Genomic DNA, 17,815 nt, shown 5'->3' with positions numbered 1-17,815 from the left:
CTGTTGATCATGCACTGAGCTGGTACTTTCCACTCTTCATGGCCTTGTCCATGTCACAAGATGTCACAATCGGTCCGAAAATCAGCTCCCACTGCTCGGCCACCATCACCCGGAACTCCCAATCACCGTGGATGTACTCACCGGTGACCGGCGACGCGATCATGCCCTTGGGCTGGTGGCCCAGCCATGCCCCGATGAGGTGCGGCAGCACGCCTCGCAGCGCCAACAGGGTCGCGCAGGTGTCCCGCGCGGCGTGCAGGTGCAGGTAGATCACGGGCGGCCGTTCGTCATCAGCACGGGTCTTCGCGCTCTCCGTTCGAGCGCTTCCCTCCGGGGCGGCGCCGAGCGTGCGCACAAAGTCGGCCCATCGCTCGTAGACCGTCTCCGGGTGCACCGCGCCGCCGGACGGGTTCACCACCACATGCGTCGGTGGCTCGCCCTTCACTCCGAACCGGCGGCCGGAGGCGAGATGCATCTCGCGCTGCCAGCGGCGCACCATCTTCAACGCTGCCGCGAGCGTCGGTGGTAGCGGCAACTCGCGGTGTGACTCCTCGGTCTTGGTATCGGTGACCAGCGCCGTGCCTTCTCCCTCGTCGCGGTCCGCCTTCTTGCGCCGATTCCGCTTGCGCTGCTCCCATATCGACATGCGCCCAGCTTCGAAATCGACAGCATCCCAACGCAATCCGGCTATCTCGCTCTTCCGCAGACCCGCGAACGCGAGCAGGCACACGATGAACAGCTGAATGCCGCGTTCGGCGGCCGTCTGGAGGATGGTCGATACCTCCGTCTTCGTCTCATTCTCGATGAACACCCCGCGCTTCGGTGCCTGAGCGACCGTGCCGCGGCGCTCGCGCAAACGGGGCACGAGCGCCGCCGAATTGACGTCCAAAAACCCCTCGTCGCGAAGGCCGCCCAGCATGTTCTCGATCTTGTCGAGAAACCGGTTCACCCGGTCCGCGCTCCACGGCACCCGCTTGCGCCCGCCCGCGGTGGGATGCGGGCAAGTGCCGGCACGAAGCTGGTCCCGCAGTCGGGTCAGCTGAGTCCGATGTAGTTGCCGCACAGGCATCGTGCCGTGCGCAGCGACCAGCGGTTGCAGGAGCCAATCGACGTAATCGGCTCGGGTGTTCGGGTCGACGCCCAGCCCGTCTGCCCATTCCTCGATGGCCTGGGAGACCGTGAGCCGAGGCGGTCGGCCTGACAGCGATCCTCGAGCCGATTTCACGCTGTGCTGCGCGTCGTACTCGATCGCCTCGGCCTCGTCGTAGCACGTGACCACGTGCCAGCGAGGTTTGCCGGTCGTCGGGTCGGTGCCAGCGCGACCGCGGAACACCCACCGTTCGGGCGACCGCGGACCGGGAGGCTTGTACGTGATGCTGCTCGGTAGTTTCTTCTTGCGGGCCATGGGATTTCAGCTCTCCATACGGTCTGTCGGCAGCTCTGTTCGCAAGTCGTCTACGGTCCCGCCGTGGGACCGGATAGCGGCGGCAAGCTCGGTCCGCTGGCTGATGATGTCCTCGACCGCGGCCTGATACGCCCGCGTTGCCTCCTCGGCGCTCTTGGGGTCGCGGCGGATACTCCAAATCGCTTTGTTACGAAGGGTTTTCAGGTCTTCGTCCAGATCGCGCAGCTTCCGTGAGGCTTTCGGAAGGTCGAACTTCTCTTGCGCGATGTGGTCGGGGCCAGTCCATTCCGGTTGGAACCAGTACCGCCCGCCCAGCCAGTCCACGGCGTCGATGCTGCGGAGGTCCCTCCCTGGGACAACTTCCGCCCGACCGTGCGGCAAATCCGGGTAGAGCAGCCATGCGGGCCATACGCCCAGTGCCGTAGCAAGGATGAGCAACTCGGGCACGGTGATGGTCTTCTTGCGTCCCAGTTCGAGATCGCTGATCTGCGCCTTCGATAGCGCGTAGCCGCATTCGGTTGTCCGCTGGGCGAGCTTCGCGGCGGACAGCTTCGGCCGTTCGGATTCGCGGAGCTGTTTCACCGCCCGGCCGACCCTCAAGGCCGTCTCGGCATCCCAATTTGTCGTCATGGATACGACATTACAGCCTGCTTGCGGTGTCCACACGAAGAGCGTAGAACTCGTATGGATACCAACGAACGATAGAAATGTCGTTACCGTAACGAGGAGTTCAATGTGAGCACCGCTCAGCTTCACAGCATTCCGGCCGCTCTCGAGCGGCTCGACATCGGACGTTCGACTTTGTACGAGCTGATGAATTCCGGCGTCCTGCGCTCGGTGAAGGTCGGCAGCCGCCGCCTGATCCCCGAGGCTGCCATCGTCGAGTTCATCGACGGTCTGTCGAGTGCATCGGATGCTAATTCGGCAGATCAGGGCGCGGCCTGATGTCGGCGCTCATCGACGAAAGCGGCCCGGGAGCGGGTGCAACCGCTCGCCGGGCCAACAGAAACCCCAACGCCTCACGAGAAGAGATTTCTATGTCCAAGACTACATACCCGACCAGCGCGAACGCTGACGACCGCCCGGGGTTGTGTGGCCGGTGCGACCACAGTCGCGACGTTCACGATCAGCTGGTCGCGGATCACGAGTTCGTGCCCGCGGACGGCTGTGCCGATGACATCCCCGACGGCGACGCCGTCGCCAAGGCTCGCGTGGTGCTCGCCCGTCTCGGCGAGGCGATCGAGGCGGACGGCCGGCCTCGCGACGAGATCGCGGTTGCGGCGGGTATCAGCCCGGCTGAGCTGGAGGCCACGTTGCACGAGCGCCGCCCGTTGTTCGTGGCCGAGGTGGTGTTGCTCTCGCTCGTGCTGGGCTTCGAGGCGTCGACGTTGTTCGCCCGTGACGCCGTTCCGGATGGGGTGGGCCGGGCACAGGTCACCATCGCCTTGCACTGCTCGAGGTGCGGGCGCGAGTGCGGCCGGTGCACGCCGCCCGCGCCGCCGGTGCCGGTGGTGTGCCGGTCGTGCCGGAAGGTGGCGGGCCGGTGAGCAACTCGGTCGCCGACGCCGAGCCGGTGCCGGTGCAGCTGCGCCGCCGGGCGCGGTGTGCCGAGCGGCTGCCCGGCGGTGATCCGTGGCTTGAGGGGCTGCACGACGACGACCAGGTGCCGACCGCGCGCCAGCTGTCCGCGTGGAGCGCTGCGGCACAGGATATTTGGCAGTCAGGCTGCACGCCGGTCGTTCCACGCGAGGTCGCCCGCCAGCTGTGGAAGCGGGGCGGTGCCGATCGCGAGTTGGTGGAGCTGCTGCACCGCCAGGCACGGGCCGCTGAGCACGAGTTGCTGGAGCGGCTTTGCACGGAGGAGGCGTTGCAATTTGAGTAAGAGGACCCAGGGCGTCGCGGCTTCGGTTGCGGCGCCCTCCGGGGCGGAGGATCTGCCCGAACCGACCTGGCATTGCCGGGCACACGCGGTGTACGACAAGGTGTGCTTCTCGTGCAAGGCGTTCGCCGAGGAGCAGCAAGAGATGCTCCGGCAGAGCCTTCGCGAGGCGACGACCCAGGACCACTCTCAGGACCACTCACCCCCGGGTGGTCCTCGGTCCTCGACCCTAGGGGGTCAGGACCAGGACCACTCGCGCCGAAACGTCCGCAACCAGCGGAAACGATCGAATGGAGTGGTCCTGGACGATTCCGGGCAGGACCACTCCCAGGACCATGATTCGGAGTGGTCCGGGACCACTCAGGACCACTCTCAGGACCACTCGCCGGAGGTGGACTACGGCCGCTATTTCGACGTGGCCGGACTGCTCGACGGCACCCTGCCCGACCCGCCCGCGCCTGCCTACGGTGTGCGCGACGACGCGCACGCGCTGTTCTACGCCGGTGAGGTGAACCTCGTGTTCGGCGATCCGGAGTCCGGCAAAACGTGGCTCGCGCTGGTCGCTGCCCGAGAGTTGCTGGGCGCGCACGGTGACGGTCGCGCCGTAGTGATCGACCTCGACCACAACGGCGCGGCCGCGATGGTGTCGCGCCTGCTGGCGCTCGGTGCGGACAAGGCCGCGCTTGCCGACCGCGAGCGGTTCCTGTACGTCGAACCCGAAGACCGTAGCCACCTGCTCGGTGTGGTCGCCGACATGAAGGTCTGGCGACCGGGCATCGTGGTGCTCGACAGCCTCGGCGAGCTGCTGCCGCTGTTCGGGTCCTCGTCGAACTCGGCCGACGAGTACACCGACGCGCACCGGACCGCGCTCAAGCCGCTCGCGAAAACCGGCGCCGCGGTACTGGTGATCGACCATCTCGCCAAGGGCAGCGAATCCCGGACACTCGGCCCCGGCGGTACGGCCGCCAAGCGCCGCACCATCGGCGGCGTCTCGCTGCGGGTGACGCTGAACGAGGCGTTCACGCCGGGCCAGGGCGGCTCGGCGTGGCTGACGGTCAACAAGGACCGGCACGGCGGCCTGCGCCAGCACTGCCCGACCGGCGGCCGCGAACCATCCGCCGGCCTTTTCCGCCTCGACCCGAGTCCGCTCGGCGAGGGCATCCTCGAGGCTGTCATCCGCGCGCCCAAGGACGGCGACCGTCCACCGACGAGCTTCGCTATCAGCGCCGCCGACGCGGAGAAGGTCAGCGATGACGTGGCTGTGCTGGCCGCGCTCGACCCGCTGCCGAAGTCTCGGCGCGATGTGCAGGATCGGATGGGTTGGGGCAGCGACCGCGCGAACCGGGCACTGAAGGCATGGCGCGAGCAGGACGGTAGCGACTGATGGGCGGGTATCGGGGCGCGCGGGCGCTCGTGGCCGAGCTGGCGGACGCGCGGCTGTCGGGTGCGGTGTGCGTGGGGTGTGCGCCGTTCTTCGATGAGGTGGTGCCCGGCGAGAGCAGCGAGGCGCGGATCGATCGTGTGACCGTGGCCGAGCGGTTGTGCTCGGCGTGCCCGGTGCGGGCCGCGTGTGACGCGGTGGCGGCCGAACTCGGCCGGGAAGCGGTCGGGGTGTGGGCCGGGCGGATGTGCGGCGAGAAAGGGCAAGGACGTTGACCGATAACCCGAGGCATATCACTGCGGCGTGGGCGATCGAGACCGCGGCGCGGTACTGGGTCAGCGGCAGCGCCTTCGATGAGGCGGTGCGCGTGCAGACTGCGGATCTGAGTCGTGACGAGCTGGTGCTCGTGGCCGGGCTGCTCGGTGCCCGGTTGTCCGGGATGGTGGCCGGTGTCGCGCAGTCGCGCCGCGCCGACGGCGAGTGAACCCCCGGGGGGAGGGGGTTGCCGCGAGAAAGCGCAGGTCGGGGGCGACCCGCCGGTCAGTCGCCCTTTCTCTCTCCCGAGATTTCGGGTCACGGTCGGCGGGAGCGTCGGCCCGGCGCGATAAGATCGCAGGTGCCTTCACCGGCTCCTGGACAGCCGCACCGGCACCGCCTTCTCGGCCGCCGCCGGTGCACTGTCGGCCGGAAGGCGACGCGCCGCGAACTCCACCCGATCGAGGCCGGAGAGCACCCGTCGATTCCCTCGATTCCCCCCTGTGCAGAGGAGTACGCACATGCGCGTCAACAGCGCGGTCTACCAGCGGTGCCTCGACCGCGAGAAGAACATTCAGGACGAGCTCGAACACCTGAAGACCAAGCCGGGCAAGGCAGCGGCCGAGGTGCGGCAGTGCGAGCAGCTGCTTGCCGAGTTCCGCGAGGTTCACCGCCAGCGGCTCGACCTTGAGCACGACGCGACGCTCGCCGAGATCCGCGGTGCGCGCGGAGGCGGTGCCGGCCTGGGCATCGTGGACCGACCCCGGACCGACGGTGCCGGTAGCGACGGGTTCTCCGAGCGGGACCGGGCGCTGTACAGCCTCGATGCCGCGGTGCGAACCGATCGCCTGACCGCCCGCGGTGCGGAGCTGGTGGAGACGCTGGTCGACCACGGCCCGGCGCTGTCCCGGTCGTGGACGGCGCGTTACGCCGTGGCCGCCGGGGCCGAGGACTACGAGCGCGCGTTCGCGAAGCTGGTCGGCAACCCGACGCACGGTCACCTGACATGGACGGCGGCCGAAGCCGAGGCGTACCGCGCGGTCGACGCGCTGCGTGTCGAGCAGCGCTCCATGTCGCTGACCGACACCGCGGGCGGCTACATGGTGCCGTTGACCCTCGATCCGGCCGTCATGCTCACGAGCAACGGCAGCACGAACCCGCTGCGTGCTATCTCGCGGGTCGTGCAGACCGCTACCGATTCGTGGAACGGCATCACCTCGGCCGGTGTGACCGCGGAGTGGACCGCCGAGGCCGCCGAGGTGGCCGACGCTTCGCCGACCCTGGCCAAACCAGCGATCCCCGTGCACAAGGGTGATGCGTTCGTGCCGTTCTCCTTCGAGATCGAAGGCGACGCGGTCGGATTCATGACCGAACTCGGGCGGCTGCTCCAGGACGGCGCCGACCAGCTCTCCGCGACCGCCTACACCACCGGTTCGGGCACCGGCCAGCCCAAGGGCATCATCACGGCCCTGGTCGCCGCTGCCGGTACCGTGCCGCTGGTCTCGCCGACGACACCCGAGACGATCGCGGCCAGCGACCCGTTCACGGTCCAGAACGCGCTACCGCCGCGGTGGCAGCCGAACGCCTCGTGGAACGCCAACCTGGCCGTTCTGAACACGTTGCGCCAGTTCGAGACGGCGGCCGGTGCGCTGAAATTCCCTGGGCTGCAAGGTAATCCGCCGTCACTGCTCGGCCGCACCATGTACGAGAACAGCAACATGGACGGCACGCTGAACCCCGGCGCGACCGAGGCCAACTACCCGCTGCTCTACGGCGACTTCGGGCAGTTCGTGATCGTGGATCGCCTCGGCTCGACGCTCGAACTCGTGCCTCACCTGATGGGCGCCAACCGCCGGCCGAGCGGCGAGCGGGGCGCATTGCTCTGGTTCCGAACAGGATCCGATGTCGTCGTGCCCCAGGCATTCCGGCTGTTGTCGGTGCCCACGACCGCGTAGAAGGGCGTCCGCCAGGTGGGACGGGGGTACTCGCCTATGAGTACCCCCGTTCGTCCGGTCGACGGGGGTGTGCGTCTGCCGCACCCCCACCCCCGGAAAATATTCTGACCCCCACCCGCATGACTCCGCCGGTAGTCATGGAATTTTTTGTGCGGGGCCGAATCTCAGGCGCGACCGGATGCGGAGTATCTGACCTGCGAAGAGTCCGCGCCGAGGAGAGTTTGGTCGGCAAACTCCGCTCGCTGACCAGCGTCTTTGCGGGACTCTCCGTAACCAAATCTTCAGTGCAGTTTTGGTCGTGCTGGAGACCGCGACAGCGGTTCGCGGTGAACCTCTCTCGATACCGTGCAGCAGGAGGGAGTGACAGATTGTCACTCCCTGCGTCTGCTGCACTGCGGCGGGATCTGCTTCCGCCCCGCCGCGGTGATCCGCCACACCTGCGCCTGCCAATGCCGCGCCCTCCCGACCTGGCTCACCCAGCCGCGTTCATGCATGGTGCCGATCGTCGTGTGCACCCGGTCCGGACTGAGCCGGATGTCCTCTCCGATGGCGCCGCAGTCGCGGGGCGCCCCATCGGCGAGTGTTTGCAGGATCTGTTGCTGCCGCTGCCCGGCCTGCTCATCCCGGTGGCCCTCAGTACTCGCGCGTCGAGTCCGGCCGGATGTGCCCGGCCTCGACGAGCACCTGCCACGCCACTCGCTTGCGCGGGCAGTCTTCCCGGTCGCAGGCTCGGTGCTGCTGCATGATCTTGTGGGCGCCCGCGACCCCCGGCTCGTACGGCGGCGCCTCGTGCGTCCAGCCGATCGTCCACAGGGGCTGTGTCGGTGCCTTCCGCTCGTAGTCGCGGCCCGAGCGCAGCAGAAGCCACACCACGCCCCCGGCGATGACCAGCAGCCCTGCCAGCATCCACCAGGCCGTTATCTCGCTCACGCCGCATCGGGTCCGTCGCCGGTCGGCGGCCGTCCCGCCGAGGCCCCCGCGTCGCCGGTGGTGACCGGGCGGGCGAGCTTCGAGCACAGCACCGACACGTCCAGTTCCTCGAGCGCGCGGCGACCGCCACCCAGGTGCGCGGCCGTCGGGACGATCACGACCTGCGCCTTGGCGCGGTGCACGGCTTCGATGAGCCGTAACGTCGGCATGTCGGTGGCAGCGTCGAACACCAGGCCCTCGGCGAATTCCAGATCCGACCATTCGGCCAGTTCGCGGATCGCTTTCTCGTCGGCGGCCACATCCTCGCTCAGGTCCGATCGGATGAGCCCAACTGCGTTGTCCCGCATCGCTTCTCCCTCGGTCGCGCCTCGTGGAAGGCACCCGCCGCCGGGGAGCGGGTCCGACGACCGGGGTTCGAGGTTGGATCAGTCGTCAGACCAGGGGCCGGGCATCGACTCGACTCGGCGGCGGGGCCACGAATAACCTTCGTCGTGACACGGTGGTGACACGAGCGCGTTAGTGTTCGCAGGTGTTCGCAGAATCAGCCGTGACCGGAAATCTGCTGCGCGAACTGCGCACGGTCGCCGACATCGGATTGCGCACTATGGCCGCACGCACCACATTCGCGGCGAGCTACCTATCCGAGATCGAGACCGGGCGGAAGCCGGTGACGGACGCAGTGGTGAAGGCCTACCGGAAGGCCCTCGGTGATCCGACACTCGGCCTCACCGGCGTCGACGTGGAACGTCTCGGCGCGACCGTCGCCGATCCGGCGAAGGCCGGCGCCTCGAGCCTCGAGGACATAAGTGCGATCCTCGAACGCACACGCCACCTCGAGGACACCGCCGGGGCGGCCCTCGTTTTGCCCGTGGTCCGAGGCATCGACAGTCTGGCACGAGCATTGACCGCGGAGAATGTAGGCGGCGGCTCGACGGCCGCAGGATTGGCGGCCGAAGTAGCTGGATATCGAGGGTGGCTCGAACACGACACCGGCCGGGCACACATCTCGAACAAAGCATTCGAGGATGCCGCACAGCTCGCCGACACTGCTGGCGACCGGTCCCAGCTCGCCCACGCGCTGAGCTTCCGCGCCTACACGGCTCGCTGCCAGGGCGACACCGAACGGGCGATACACCTCACCGAAGCGGCGGCCGAGGTGGACGGCGCGCACCCGATCCTCGGCGTGTACGCGCGCCATCAGCATGCCGAGATCCTGGCTGTGCGCGGCGACAACCGCCGGTCGGCCAAGGCCCTGGCAGGCGCCGAGCACGCGGCGGACGTGACCGACGGTATCGAGCTACCGTCCTGGGGCTACTGGTATACCGCCGGATTCTGGGGCCTTCACCGCGGTGTCGTGCTGTCGACCCTCGGCCGCCGCTGCGATGGCAAGCGGGAAGCCGCACAAGGGGTCGCGGCGATGCCTGCCGCTCACCGGTCCGCCGGATGGCTGACGCCGATGTTGGATCTTGTAGAGCCCGGGTGGAAGCCGTAGCGGCAGATCAAGAACAGAGACGGCCCGCGCTGCCCGACGATGGAGCGCGGGCCTTTCTGTGTCACCTGCGTGTCACAATTCGCGTCGTATTGGTACGTCCGCCAGTGTTCGCGGAAGTGCAAAACCCCTGCTCACGGACACCGTTGGACTCCCTCGAATCGCACCGGACGTGATCCTGCTGTCCCCTCGAGCAGCAGGAGCACGCCGGCGGTCGGATGAGACCCGACACCCCTCGTCGACGGGTCACCTCCGCTTGTCCCCACGCGGTGGTGGGGCACCGGTGTTATCCGGTGGTGACACAGACGATGCCGCCCCGGGCTTGCCGGGGTCTTAAGGAGCGCTTGCGGTGAGGGTTATTCGACGACGACGACTTCCAGCTGCCGCGGGCCGTGCACGCCCTCGACGTGGACCATCTCGATGTCGACCGTCGCGGCCGGGCCGCTGAAGAACGTGATCGGGCGGCGCGGATCGAGCCGGTCGAGGATCTCCGGCAGGGCGGACACGATCTGATCGGCGCGCACGACGCAGACGTGGCAGTCGAGCACCAGGGTCGGCCCGCGGCGGCCCTGCCCGGGCCCGCCGTCGAGGACGACCGTGCCGGAGTCGGCGACCGCGCCGGCGCAGGCGGTGACCACCGCGTCCACCCCGTCCAGGTCGTCGGTGGACAGCTGGGGATGGTCATCGATCACGCGGTGTTCGTCCGTCTCCGCCCAGGGCCGCAGCCAGTCCTCCGGCAGTCCGTCGGGCGCCACCACCGACGTGGCGTCGTGGGTCCGCAGGACGGTGCGCACCATGTCCGGGATCTCGGATTCGGTGGTCCGGTTGACTTGGGCGCCATATAGCCTCAGTCGCTCGACGAACAGCTCGACGATCGCCGTGCGGTCGTCCGGGGAGACGTCCGGCGCGTGCCGCCGATAATTGCGCGGCACCGTCACGGTCCGTTCGTCGTCGGGCAGTGCCTTCAGTCCGTCGCGCACGCGGCGCAGGATCTCCTCGCGCGAGGTCACCGCGTCCTCCCGTCCGGGGTCGATCCGGCGCCGCCGGGCGGGTGGCCGGTGCCGAGGGCGCGATGTCGGCCCGTATCGCCGCCGTGCCCGGTGCCTGTATGCCCGTTGCCCTCATACGCGCCGCGGGGGCGCTGCCACCGACGACGGAACGACTCCTCCGGGATCGTGGGCGCCCGCCGGCTGTCGGTCCACCCGGTCGCGCTGCGAGCCAGCAGTTGCAAGGACACCTCCAGGTCGCGCCGGGTCGGCACGATCTTCTCGACGCGCACCACCGAGATCAGGGTATCGGGCCGCGTCCGGCGCAGAGGGTTGTTGCCCTCGGACTCCACCGTGGCCCTCGTGTCGGCCTCGGCGACCAGGAAGTTCGTACCGATTTCGATCGCTGCCGCCGGGGACCTCTCGCGCCGGGGCAGGGGCGTGGAGCCGGCGAGGTCGTGCGGGCCGCCCGGCGCGCGGCGGCCGCGCCCGGCGGTGTCTGCGCGGTAGCGGGTGCCGGGATACGGGGCATCGCCGACACGGGCGGCGAACGGTGCCGTGCGCATGGGCGGCCCCTTCCATGGCCGGCGCCGGCGATTCGATCGGCACCGGAGTCCGAATGCGGGACGAGCTGTGCGGTGGTGCTGTGCGCCCGCCGGGCGGCGGGTGAGCACGGCTGATCTTGTCGAACAGGCTACCCCCGAGAGGTGTCCGGCTGACACCACAATGTAGGCCCGAATTTTCGGGGTTGCGCCGCGACGTCGCAGGTCAGCTGCGGGCGGCGCGGATACCCGCGAGGAACTCGGCGTTCGTGTCGGTCTGGCGCAGGCCGGTCAGCAGCAGCTCGAGGGCCTGCTGCGGTTCGCGGCCGGACAGGGTGTTCCGCAGCGACTGCACGGCGGCCAGTTCGTCGGGGTGGAGCAGGAGATCGTCCTTGCGCGTGCTCGATTGGGCGATGTCGACCGCGGGAAACAGGCGGCGCTCGGCGGCTCGGCGGTCGAGCTTCAGTTCGGCGTTGCCGGTGCCCTTGTACTCCTCGAAGATCACGGTATCGGCTACCGAACCGGTTTCCACCAGCGTGGTGGCGATGATGGTGAGCGAACCGCCGCCCTCGATGTTGCGCGCCGCCCCGAGGAACTTCTTCGGCGGCGCGAGCGCGGCGGCGTCCACACCGCCGGAGAGGATGCGGCCGGAGGCGGACGAGGCCAGGTTGTACGCGCGGGCCAGGCGGGTCAGCGAATCCAGCAGAACCACCACGTCCCGGCCCATCTCGACCAGCCGCTTGGCGTGCTCGACGGCCAGTTCCGCGACCGCCACGTGGTCGTGGGGCGGCTGGTCGAAGGTGGCGGCGGCGATATCGGCGGGTACCGCGCGGGTCAGGTCGGTGACCTCCTCCGGGCGCTCGCCGACCAGCACCATCATCAGGTGGCATTCGGGGTGGTTCTTGGCGATGCCGTGCGCGATGGATTGCAGCGCAAGGGTTTTGCCCGCCTTCGGCGGGGCGACGATCAGAGCGCGCTGGCCCTTGCCGACCGGCATCGCGAGATCGGTGACGCGCGTGATCGTTTCGTGCGGTTCGGTCTCCAGCCGGAGCCGGTCCTGGGGATAGATGGGGATCAATTCGGAGAAGTGCGGCCGGGATCGCGCCTGCCCGACCGGCAACCCGTTCACGGTGTCGACCCGGATCAGCGGCGGGTACTTGGCGTTGTCGCGCTTGGGGCCGACCGCGCCGGTGACGGTATCGCCGCGGCGCAGGCCGTTCTCGCGGATCAGCCGGGTGGATACGTGGGCGTCGCGCGGTCCGGCGAGGTAGCCGTCGACGTGCAGGGCGGCCCTGTTGTCGACGATGTCCAGGATGCCGGTCACCGCCGTCTCGGTGGCACCGCCGGCACCGCCGACACTGGAAGCACCGCCGGCATCGGAAGCACCGCCGGCACCGCCGCCTCTGTGGTGAATTGTGTTCTGTTCCATGATGTTTCTCCTGAGCGGATGGATGGTCGTAGTCGCGGCGAATGCCGTGATCGCGGCGGGGAACCGCGGGGGAAGAACTCCGGACCGGCCCGGTGGGTGGCGCTGCGCGCCGTCACATAACGCGGAACGGAGCGGTGAAGAGATCCTGTGGGAGGGACTGCTGCCCGGTGGGCGGGAGTGTCGACCTCATCCACACGATGACGACGTGCCTACGGTAGCGGCACATCAGGGGAACACGCAATGGCGCCGGTTCATTCCGTACCGGCGCCACCGCGATCATCGGTGGTTCAGGCGGGTTGGGCGTGGGCCGTGCGGCGCAGCGCCATCGTGTACAGCAGGGCCGCGACTGCGGTGAGCGCCAGCAGCAGGTAGCCCACCGTGTAATCGTCGAAGATGCTCCACATCACGCCCATGACCAGCGGTGGGAAGTAGCCGCCCAGGCCGCCGGCCGCGCCGACCAGTCCGGTCACGGTGCCGACGCGGGCGGGTTCGACCAGCTTGGCCAGCAGGGCGAAGACGCCGCCCGTGCCGAGCCCGACGAAGAAGGCCATGAGCACGAAGCTGATCCCGGCGGGCCACTCGGCGGGCGGGTCGAAGGCCAGCACCACGGCCAGCACCGCCGTCCCCGCGAAGGACGTGACCAGCACCGAGATGGGGCCGACCCGGTCGGACAGCGTGCCGCCCAGCGGGCGCGCCAGCACTCCGGCGATGGAGAAACCGGCGGTGCGCAGGCCGGCGTCGGACTGGGCGAAGTCGTATACGTTGTGCAGCACGGTCGGCAGGTAGGTGGAGAAGGCGACGAAACCGCCGAAGGCCACGGCGTAGAGGAAGGCGCCCTGCCAGGTCGCCCGGAGCTTCAGCGCGTCACGGATGCGCGGCAGCGCGGGTTCGTTCGCCGGGCGCCACTCCGGCGCGTTCCTGCTGAACATCAGCATGACAACGCCCATGGCGGCGAGTACGACGGCGAGCAGAACATGGGTGGCCGGCCTGCCCAGCCAGTCCACCAGCCGCGGGGTGAACAGCGCCGACAGCGCCGTGCCGCCCATGCCGGCGCCGAATACGCCGGTGGCGAAGCCGCGCCGAGCGGGTTCGTACCAGGAGTTGACGAACGGCACGCCGACCGCGAACGAGGTGCCGCCGATGCCCAGCAGGAAGGCCCAGAACAGCAGCGGCCCATAGGAATTCGACCAGCCGACGAACAGCACCGGCACGATCGTCAGGAAGCAGACGATCGCGAACATGAGGCGGCCGCCGAACTTGTCGGTGAGGACGCCGGCGGGAATGCGGCCCAGCGAGCCGACGATCACCGGCGTGGCGACGAGCAGCGAGGTCTGGCTCGCCGACAGGTTCAGCATGGAGCTGTAGCTGCTGGACAGCGGGCCGATGAGATTCCAGGCCCAGAAGGTGATGGCGAAGGCAACCGTGGCGAGCGCCAGATTCCTCGCATTCATACCTTCTGTCTATCAGACCCGAGGTTGCTCCGGCTTCAGGGTACGGGGTGCGCGCCGGGTGACCGATCACCCGGCGCGCAGAGCGATCAGGCTCCGGCGGTGATGAATTCGGCGCACTTCTCGCCGATCATGTACGACGGTGCGTTGGTGTTGCCGCCGGTGATGCTCGGCATGATCGAGGCGTCGGCGACGCGCAGGCCCTCGATGCCGCGCACCCGCAGTTGCGGGTCGACCACGGCGCGTTCGTCGGCGCCCATGCGGCAGGTGCCGACCGGGTGGTAGACGGAGTGGATGCGGTTGGGTAGTTCCCGCCGCAGCGCGGTCTCGTCGGTGAAATCCGGTCCGGGCGAGAGCTCCTCGGTGACGTCGCCCGCGATCGTCTTGGACGCCATGATCTCCCGGATCATGCCGATGGCCTCGACCAGGAAGTCGGTGTCGGCGGAGTCGGACAGGTAGCCCGGGTCGATGAGCGGCTGCTGGAGCGGATCCTTCGAGCCCAGCCGCAGCTCGCCGCGGCTCTTCGGGTAGATCAGCGTCGGGAAGACGGTCAGGCCGGGCCTGCGGTCCACCATGTGCAGCTTGTCCTCGTCCTGGTTGGGCACCGGATAGCTCCACGGCAGGGTGTGGATCTGCATGTCCGGCACGTCCTTGGCCATCGAGGTCCGCACGAACCCGACACATTCGAACACCGTCCGGCCCATCCAGGAGCTGCCCGGGCGCACGGTCTCGCGCAGCAGGCCGGCCGCGAAGTGCGAGGGGATGCCGCGGTGGATCGCCTTCTTCGAGATGAAGGTCATCGGGACGAACAGGTGGTCGTGCAGGTTCTGGCCGACGGGCAGGTCCGCGTGCACGTCCACGCCCATGTCGCGCAGGTGCCCGGCCGGGCCGATGCCCGACAGCAGCAGGATGTGCGGCGAGCCCATCACGCCGCCGGAGACCACGACCTCCTTGCCGGCGCGGATGATGCGGCGCCCGGACTTCTCGATCACCTCGACGCCGGTCGCCCGGCCCTTCTCGATGACGACGCGGGCGACGTGCGCGCCGGTCACCACGCGGAGATTCGGGTTCGGGCGCTCGGTGATGAAGCCGCGAGAGGAGCTGTAACGGATGCCGTTGCGGGCGCTCTGCTGGAAGATGCTGATGCCCTCCTGCGACTCGCCGTTGTAGTCGGCGATGCGCGGCACCCCGAGCGTTTCCGATGCGGCCGTGAGGAATTCCTGCGCGATCGGGGTCAGTTCCTTCTGCCGGGTGACCTGGATGGGGCCGCCGGAGCCGCGGAGCTCGTTGGCGCCGTCTTCCCAGTTCTCGAGGCGTTTGTAGGCGGGCAGGACGTCCTGGTAGCTCCAGCCGTCGCAGCCTTCGGCGGCCCAGGAGTCGAAGTTGGCCTTGTTGCCGCGGACGAACAGCATGCCGTTGACGGAGCTGGAGCCGCCGAGCACCTTGCCGCGGGTCATCGGGATCTCGCGCTCGTTGGCGTGTTTCTGCGGTACCGAGTACTGGCTCCAGGTCACCCGGTGCTTCAGCTGGGGCACCGTGTGCACCGTCGTGATCATGCCCGGAACCCGGACCAGCCGGGTGTTGTCCTTGCGGCCGGCCTCCAGCAGGATCACGCTGGCGCCGTGCTCGGCCAGCCGGGCCGCGACGATGGCTCCGGCGCTGCCCGCACCCACGACGATGTAGTCGGCTTCGGTGGCTGCCGCGTTGCGCGGAGATTCGGTCATAGTGCTTACCTCGTCCTCGAAGTGGTCGTCGTCGGCGTCGGCGCGCGCGGGGGCGTGCCCGAGATCGGCGCGCGCGGGAGCGTGCCCGAGATCACTGTAGAACAAGTTCTAATACTGGTGAAGGTCCGAGGTCGAATTCCGGCCGCGGACCCGGCCGCCACCGGCGGTCGAGTCGGTGGTGCAGGTGATCTTTCGGGCTTCTCCCGGGGCGTCCGATCGAGCGTTGGCGGCGCTGTCAATCTTGTGAACTCGTTTCAGTTCGCGGTCTTCGCGACGGTGCGAACGATGCGGAGAGATTATCGCCGTCGCGGGTGCGGACGCCGCCCGCGGTGCGTACTTCGGCCGGGGGGTTCGACGGAATTCGCCCTATCATCGGCGTTGTGACTATTCGTGACATTCCCGTACGTACCCTCTCCGACGATTCCACGACCCTGGGCGAGCTGGCCGGTGACAAGGCGATGCTGGTGGTGAACGTCGCCTCCAAGTGCGGCCTCACGCCCCAGTACACCGGCCTGGTGGAGCTGCAGCAGACCTACGGCCCGCGCGGCTTCAGCGTGGTCGGTGTGCCGTGCAACCAGTTCATGGGCCAGGAGCCCGGCAGTGCCGAGGAGATCCAGCAGTTCTGCTCGACCACCTACGGCGTGGACTTCCCGCTGCTGGCGAAGTCCGATGTGAACGGCGACGATCGGCACCCGCTGTATCAGGAGCTGGTGCGGACGACCGATGCCGACGGCGAGGCCGGCGATATCCAGTGGAATTTCGAGAAGTTCCTCGTCGATCGCGACGGCAAGGTGGTCGGCCGGTTCCGCCCGCGCACCGAGCCGAAGGATGCGGCGGTCGTCTCCGCCATCGAGTCGGTGCTGTAGGCCGGTGTCGGTGTCCTGGCGCGGCGTCGGTGCCGCGGGCCGGTATCGGCGTTACGGCCGGGCGTCGGCGCTGTGGTCCGTCGCTCAGTCGCCCCCGTAGTTCAGTCGCGGCCCGTAGTTCAGTCGCGCAGAATCCGGAGGGCGGCCTGTTCGAGCCGGTCGGCGATCTCCGCGTACGACGCGTAGCCCATGCCGGCCCGCACCAGGGCGCCGGCGTAGAGCAACTCGAGCGACTCCACGATATCCGGATCGGCATCCTCGCCGAGGGCCGTGACCAGGCGCTTGCGAATCTCCGTGCCGACGCGCATCCGCAGGTGGGCGACATCGGGATCGGTGCCGAGCAGCGCACTGGTCACCGCGCCCGCCAGCGCCGGTTCGTCGGCCACCAGCATCGCGATCTGCCGCAGCACCGCGACTGTTCGTGCGGTGCTGCCGGATTCGTCGTCGGCGGGCGGCGGCGTGGAGGCCAGGCGACGCCAGAAGACCTCGGCGACGAGATGTTCCTTCGAGGAGAAATAGGTGTAGGCGGTGGCGGTGCCGACCCCCGCGGCGGCGGCCACCATGCGCACCGTCAGCCCCGCGAAGCCCTCGCGGGACAACACCTCGAGCGCGGCTCTGGTGAGCCGGTCGACGGTGTCGGCCTGCTTCTCGGTGAGGCGCCGACGGGTCGCTTCGAGGCTCACGGGGACGGGTTCGGACACGTGTCCGGATGCTACTATGGACACCCTGTTCGGGCAACTCGCCCGCCCCCCGGCACCGGCCCGTGTGCCTCGCGCCGAGAGAAAGGTTTCCCCCTCATGACCCGTGCCGATTCGGCGATTCCCAGCACGGCCGCGGAGTTGTTCGACCTTGCCGAGCAAACTACCGGCTTCATGCCGATCGCGGAGGGTCAGGCGCTGTACGAGGCGGCCGTCCGCTACGGCGGGGACGGCACCGTCGTCGAGATCGGAACCTACTGCGGGAAGTCGGCGATCTACCTCGGCGCGGCCGCCCGGACGACCGGCGCGACGGTCTACACGATCGATCACCACGGCGGGTCCGAGGAGCATCAGCCCGGCTGGGAGTACCACGACAGCTCGCTGGTGGATCCGGAGACCGGCCGCTTCGACACGGTCACCCAGTTCCGGCGCGCGATCGTGCGGGCCGGGCTCACCGACACCGTGGTCGGCATCGTGGGCCCCTCGGCGACCGTGGCCCGCATCTGGCGCACCCCGATCCGGCTGCTGTTCATCGACGGCGGGCACACCGAGGAGGCGGCGCAGCGCGATTTCGACGGCTGGGCGCATTGGGTCGCCGCGGGCGGCGCACTGGCCATCCACGACGTGTTCCCCGACCCTCGCGACGGCGGCCGGGCCCCGTACAACATCTACCGAAAGGCGTTGGACAGCGGGAAGTTCCACGAGGTGTCGGCGACGGGGTCGCTGCGCATCCTGGAGCACACCACGGGGTGCGGCGGACAGGAATAGCGCGTCGTCCGGTCTCGTGCCCGCAGCCGGAAGGCCGCGAAAGTGGCTGTCCAGCAGGCA

General features: G+C 68.9%; 19 protein-coding genes and 1 pseudogene. 10 read left to right on the top strand and 10 right to left on the bottom strand.

What is annotated here, in order from left to right; all coding sequences use genetic code 11:
• Positions 1-7: 7 nt before the first annotated feature.
• Together D892_RS0109620 and D892_RS43555 are read right to left on the bottom strand one after the other, a co-directional pair.
• On the bottom strand, positions 8-949 hold the full coding sequence (locus D892_RS0109620) for a site-specific integrase (protein ID WP_198036867.1): 942 nt from the start codon (positions 947-949) through the stop codon (positions 8-10).
• A gap of 462 nt (positions 950-1,411) precedes the next feature.
• The gene (locus D892_RS43555; RefSeq protein ID WP_024801033.1) at positions 1,412-2,035 is read right to left on the bottom strand and encodes a helix-turn-helix domain-containing protein; all 624 of its coding nucleotides are present in this window, start codon (positions 2,033-2,035) and stop codon (positions 1,412-1,414) included.
• A 105-nt stretch (positions 2,036-2,140) separates the two neighbouring features.
• Between D892_RS43555 and D892_RS0109610 the strand changes: the two genes are divergently transcribed.
• The 7 genes from D892_RS0109610 to D892_RS0109575 all read left to right on the top strand — a co-directional run bounded on the left by D892_RS0109610 (position 2,141) and on the right by D892_RS0109575 (position 6,875).
• Positions 2,141-2,350, top strand: a complete 210-nt coding sequence (locus tag D892_RS0109610) for a helix-turn-helix domain-containing protein (RefSeq protein WP_024801032.1) — start codon at positions 2,141-2,143, stop codon at positions 2,348-2,350.
• A 92-nt stretch (positions 2,351-2,442) separates the two neighbouring features.
• Positions 2,443-2,952, top strand: a complete 510-nt coding sequence (locus tag D892_RS40775) for a hypothetical protein (RefSeq protein WP_156959439.1) — start codon at positions 2,443-2,445, stop codon at positions 2,950-2,952.
• Complete coding sequence (locus tag D892_RS0109600; RefSeq protein WP_156959438.1) at positions 2,949-3,287, top strand: hypothetical protein; 339 nt, start codon at positions 2,949-2,951, stop codon at positions 3,285-3,287. The genes D892_RS40775 and D892_RS0109600 overlap by 4 nt, the downstream gene beginning before the upstream one ends.
• Positions 3,280-4,668 (top strand): AAA family ATPase, encoded by a 1,389-nt coding sequence (locus D892_RS0109595; RefSeq protein WP_198036866.1) that lies wholly within the window; start codon positions 3,280-3,282, stop codon positions 4,666-4,668. Before D892_RS0109600 ends, D892_RS0109595 begins: the two co-directional genes overlap by 8 nt.
• Positions 4,668-4,940, top strand: a complete 273-nt coding sequence (locus D892_RS0109590; protein ID WP_024801028.1) for a WhiB family transcriptional regulator — start codon at positions 4,668-4,670, stop codon at positions 4,938-4,940. The genes D892_RS0109595 and D892_RS0109590 overlap by 1 nt, the downstream gene beginning before the upstream one ends.
• Positions 4,937-5,149: a hypothetical protein gene (locus tag D892_RS0109585; RefSeq protein ID WP_024801027.1), complete on the top strand. Its 213-nt coding sequence runs from the start codon at positions 4,937-4,939 to the stop codon at positions 5,147-5,149. The genes D892_RS0109590 and D892_RS0109585 overlap by 4 nt, the downstream gene beginning before the upstream one ends.
• Positions 5,150-5,441: 292 nt before the next feature.
• Entirely contained in the window at positions 5,442-6,875 is a 1,434-nt protein-coding gene (locus D892_RS0109575; RefSeq protein WP_024801026.1) for a phage major capsid protein, read from the top strand.
• A 633-nt stretch (positions 6,876-7,508) separates the two neighbouring features.
• Here the strand turns inward: D892_RS0109575 and D892_RS0109565 are convergent.
• Together D892_RS0109565 and D892_RS0109560 are read right to left on the bottom strand one after the other, a co-directional pair.
• Positions 7,509-7,805 carry a hypothetical protein gene (locus tag D892_RS0109565; protein ID WP_024801025.1) on the bottom strand — a complete coding sequence of 99 codons (297 nt, stop codon included), beginning with the start codon at positions 7,803-7,805 and terminating at the stop codon, positions 7,509-7,511.
• Positions 7,802-8,152: a hypothetical protein gene (locus D892_RS0109560; protein WP_024801024.1), complete on the bottom strand. Its 351-nt coding sequence runs from the start codon at positions 8,150-8,152 to the stop codon at positions 7,802-7,804. The genes D892_RS0109565 and D892_RS0109560 overlap by 4 nt, the downstream gene beginning before the upstream one ends.
• A 182-nt stretch (positions 8,153-8,334) precedes the next feature.
• Between D892_RS0109560 and D892_RS0109555 the strand changes: the two genes are divergently transcribed.
• Positions 8,335-9,297, top strand: a complete 963-nt coding sequence (locus D892_RS0109555) for a helix-turn-helix domain-containing protein (RefSeq protein WP_024801023.1) — start codon at positions 8,335-8,337, stop codon at positions 9,295-9,297.
• A 353-nt stretch (positions 9,298-9,650) separates the two neighbouring features.
• Here the strand turns inward: D892_RS0109555 and D892_RS0109550 are convergent, their stop codons facing one another.
• The 5 genes and pseudogenes from D892_RS0109550 to D892_RS0109520 form a co-directional block, all read right to left on the bottom strand.
• A complete protein-coding gene (locus tag D892_RS0109550) occupies positions 9,651-10,304 on the bottom strand; it encodes an LUD domain-containing protein (protein ID WP_024801022.1) in 654 nt (217 codons plus the stop codon).
• The gene (locus tag D892_RS0109545) at positions 10,301-10,846 is read right to left on the bottom strand and encodes an LUD domain-containing protein (protein ID WP_024801021.1); all 546 of its coding nucleotides are present in this window, start codon (positions 10,844-10,846) and stop codon (positions 10,301-10,303) included. The genes D892_RS0109550 and D892_RS0109545 overlap by 4 nt, the downstream gene beginning before the upstream one ends.
• 202 nt (positions 10,847-11,048) lie before the next feature.
• Positions 11,049-12,227: pseudogene (locus D892_RS0109535) on the bottom strand (transcription termination factor Rho, short form); the annotation flags it as partial.
• Between the two features lie 311 nt (positions 12,228-12,538).
• Positions 12,539-13,702 carry a nitrate/nitrite transporter gene (locus tag D892_RS0109525; RefSeq protein WP_024801019.1) on the bottom strand — a complete coding sequence of 388 codons (1,164 nt, stop codon included), beginning with the start codon at positions 13,700-13,702 and terminating at the stop codon, positions 12,539-12,541.
• 86 nt (positions 13,703-13,788) lie between these two features.
• Entirely contained in the window at positions 13,789-15,528 is a 1,740-nt protein-coding gene (locus tag D892_RS0109520) for a GMC family oxidoreductase (protein ID WP_232236043.1), read from the bottom strand.
• Between the two features lie 275 nt (positions 15,529-15,803).
• On the opposite strand from D892_RS0109520, the gene D892_RS0109515 reads away from it, so the two are divergent.
• Positions 15,804-16,289: a glutathione peroxidase gene (locus D892_RS0109515; RefSeq protein ID WP_024801017.1), complete on the top strand. Its 486-nt coding sequence runs from the start codon at positions 15,804-15,806 to the stop codon at positions 16,287-16,289.
• A 119-nt stretch (positions 16,290-16,408) separates the two neighbouring features.
• On the opposite strand, the gene D892_RS0109510 is transcribed toward D892_RS0109515, so the two are convergent.
• Entirely contained in the window at positions 16,409-16,972 is a 564-nt protein-coding gene (locus tag D892_RS0109510; RefSeq protein ID WP_024801016.1) for a TetR/AcrR family transcriptional regulator, read from the bottom strand.
• Positions 16,973-17,086: 114 nt separating this feature from the next.
• On the opposite strand from D892_RS0109510, the gene D892_RS0109505 reads away from it, so the two are divergent.
• Entirely contained in the window at positions 17,087-17,755 is a 669-nt protein-coding gene (locus D892_RS0109505) for a class I SAM-dependent methyltransferase (protein WP_024801015.1), read from the top strand.
• Positions 17,756-17,815: the final 60 nt, after the last annotated feature.

This window comes from Nocardia sp. BMG51109 (assembly GCF_000526215.1).
GTDB lineage: Bacteria > Actinomycetota > Actinomycetes > Mycobacteriales > Mycobacteriaceae > Nocardia.
This window is presented reverse-complemented; position numbering and strand designations above follow the sequence as displayed.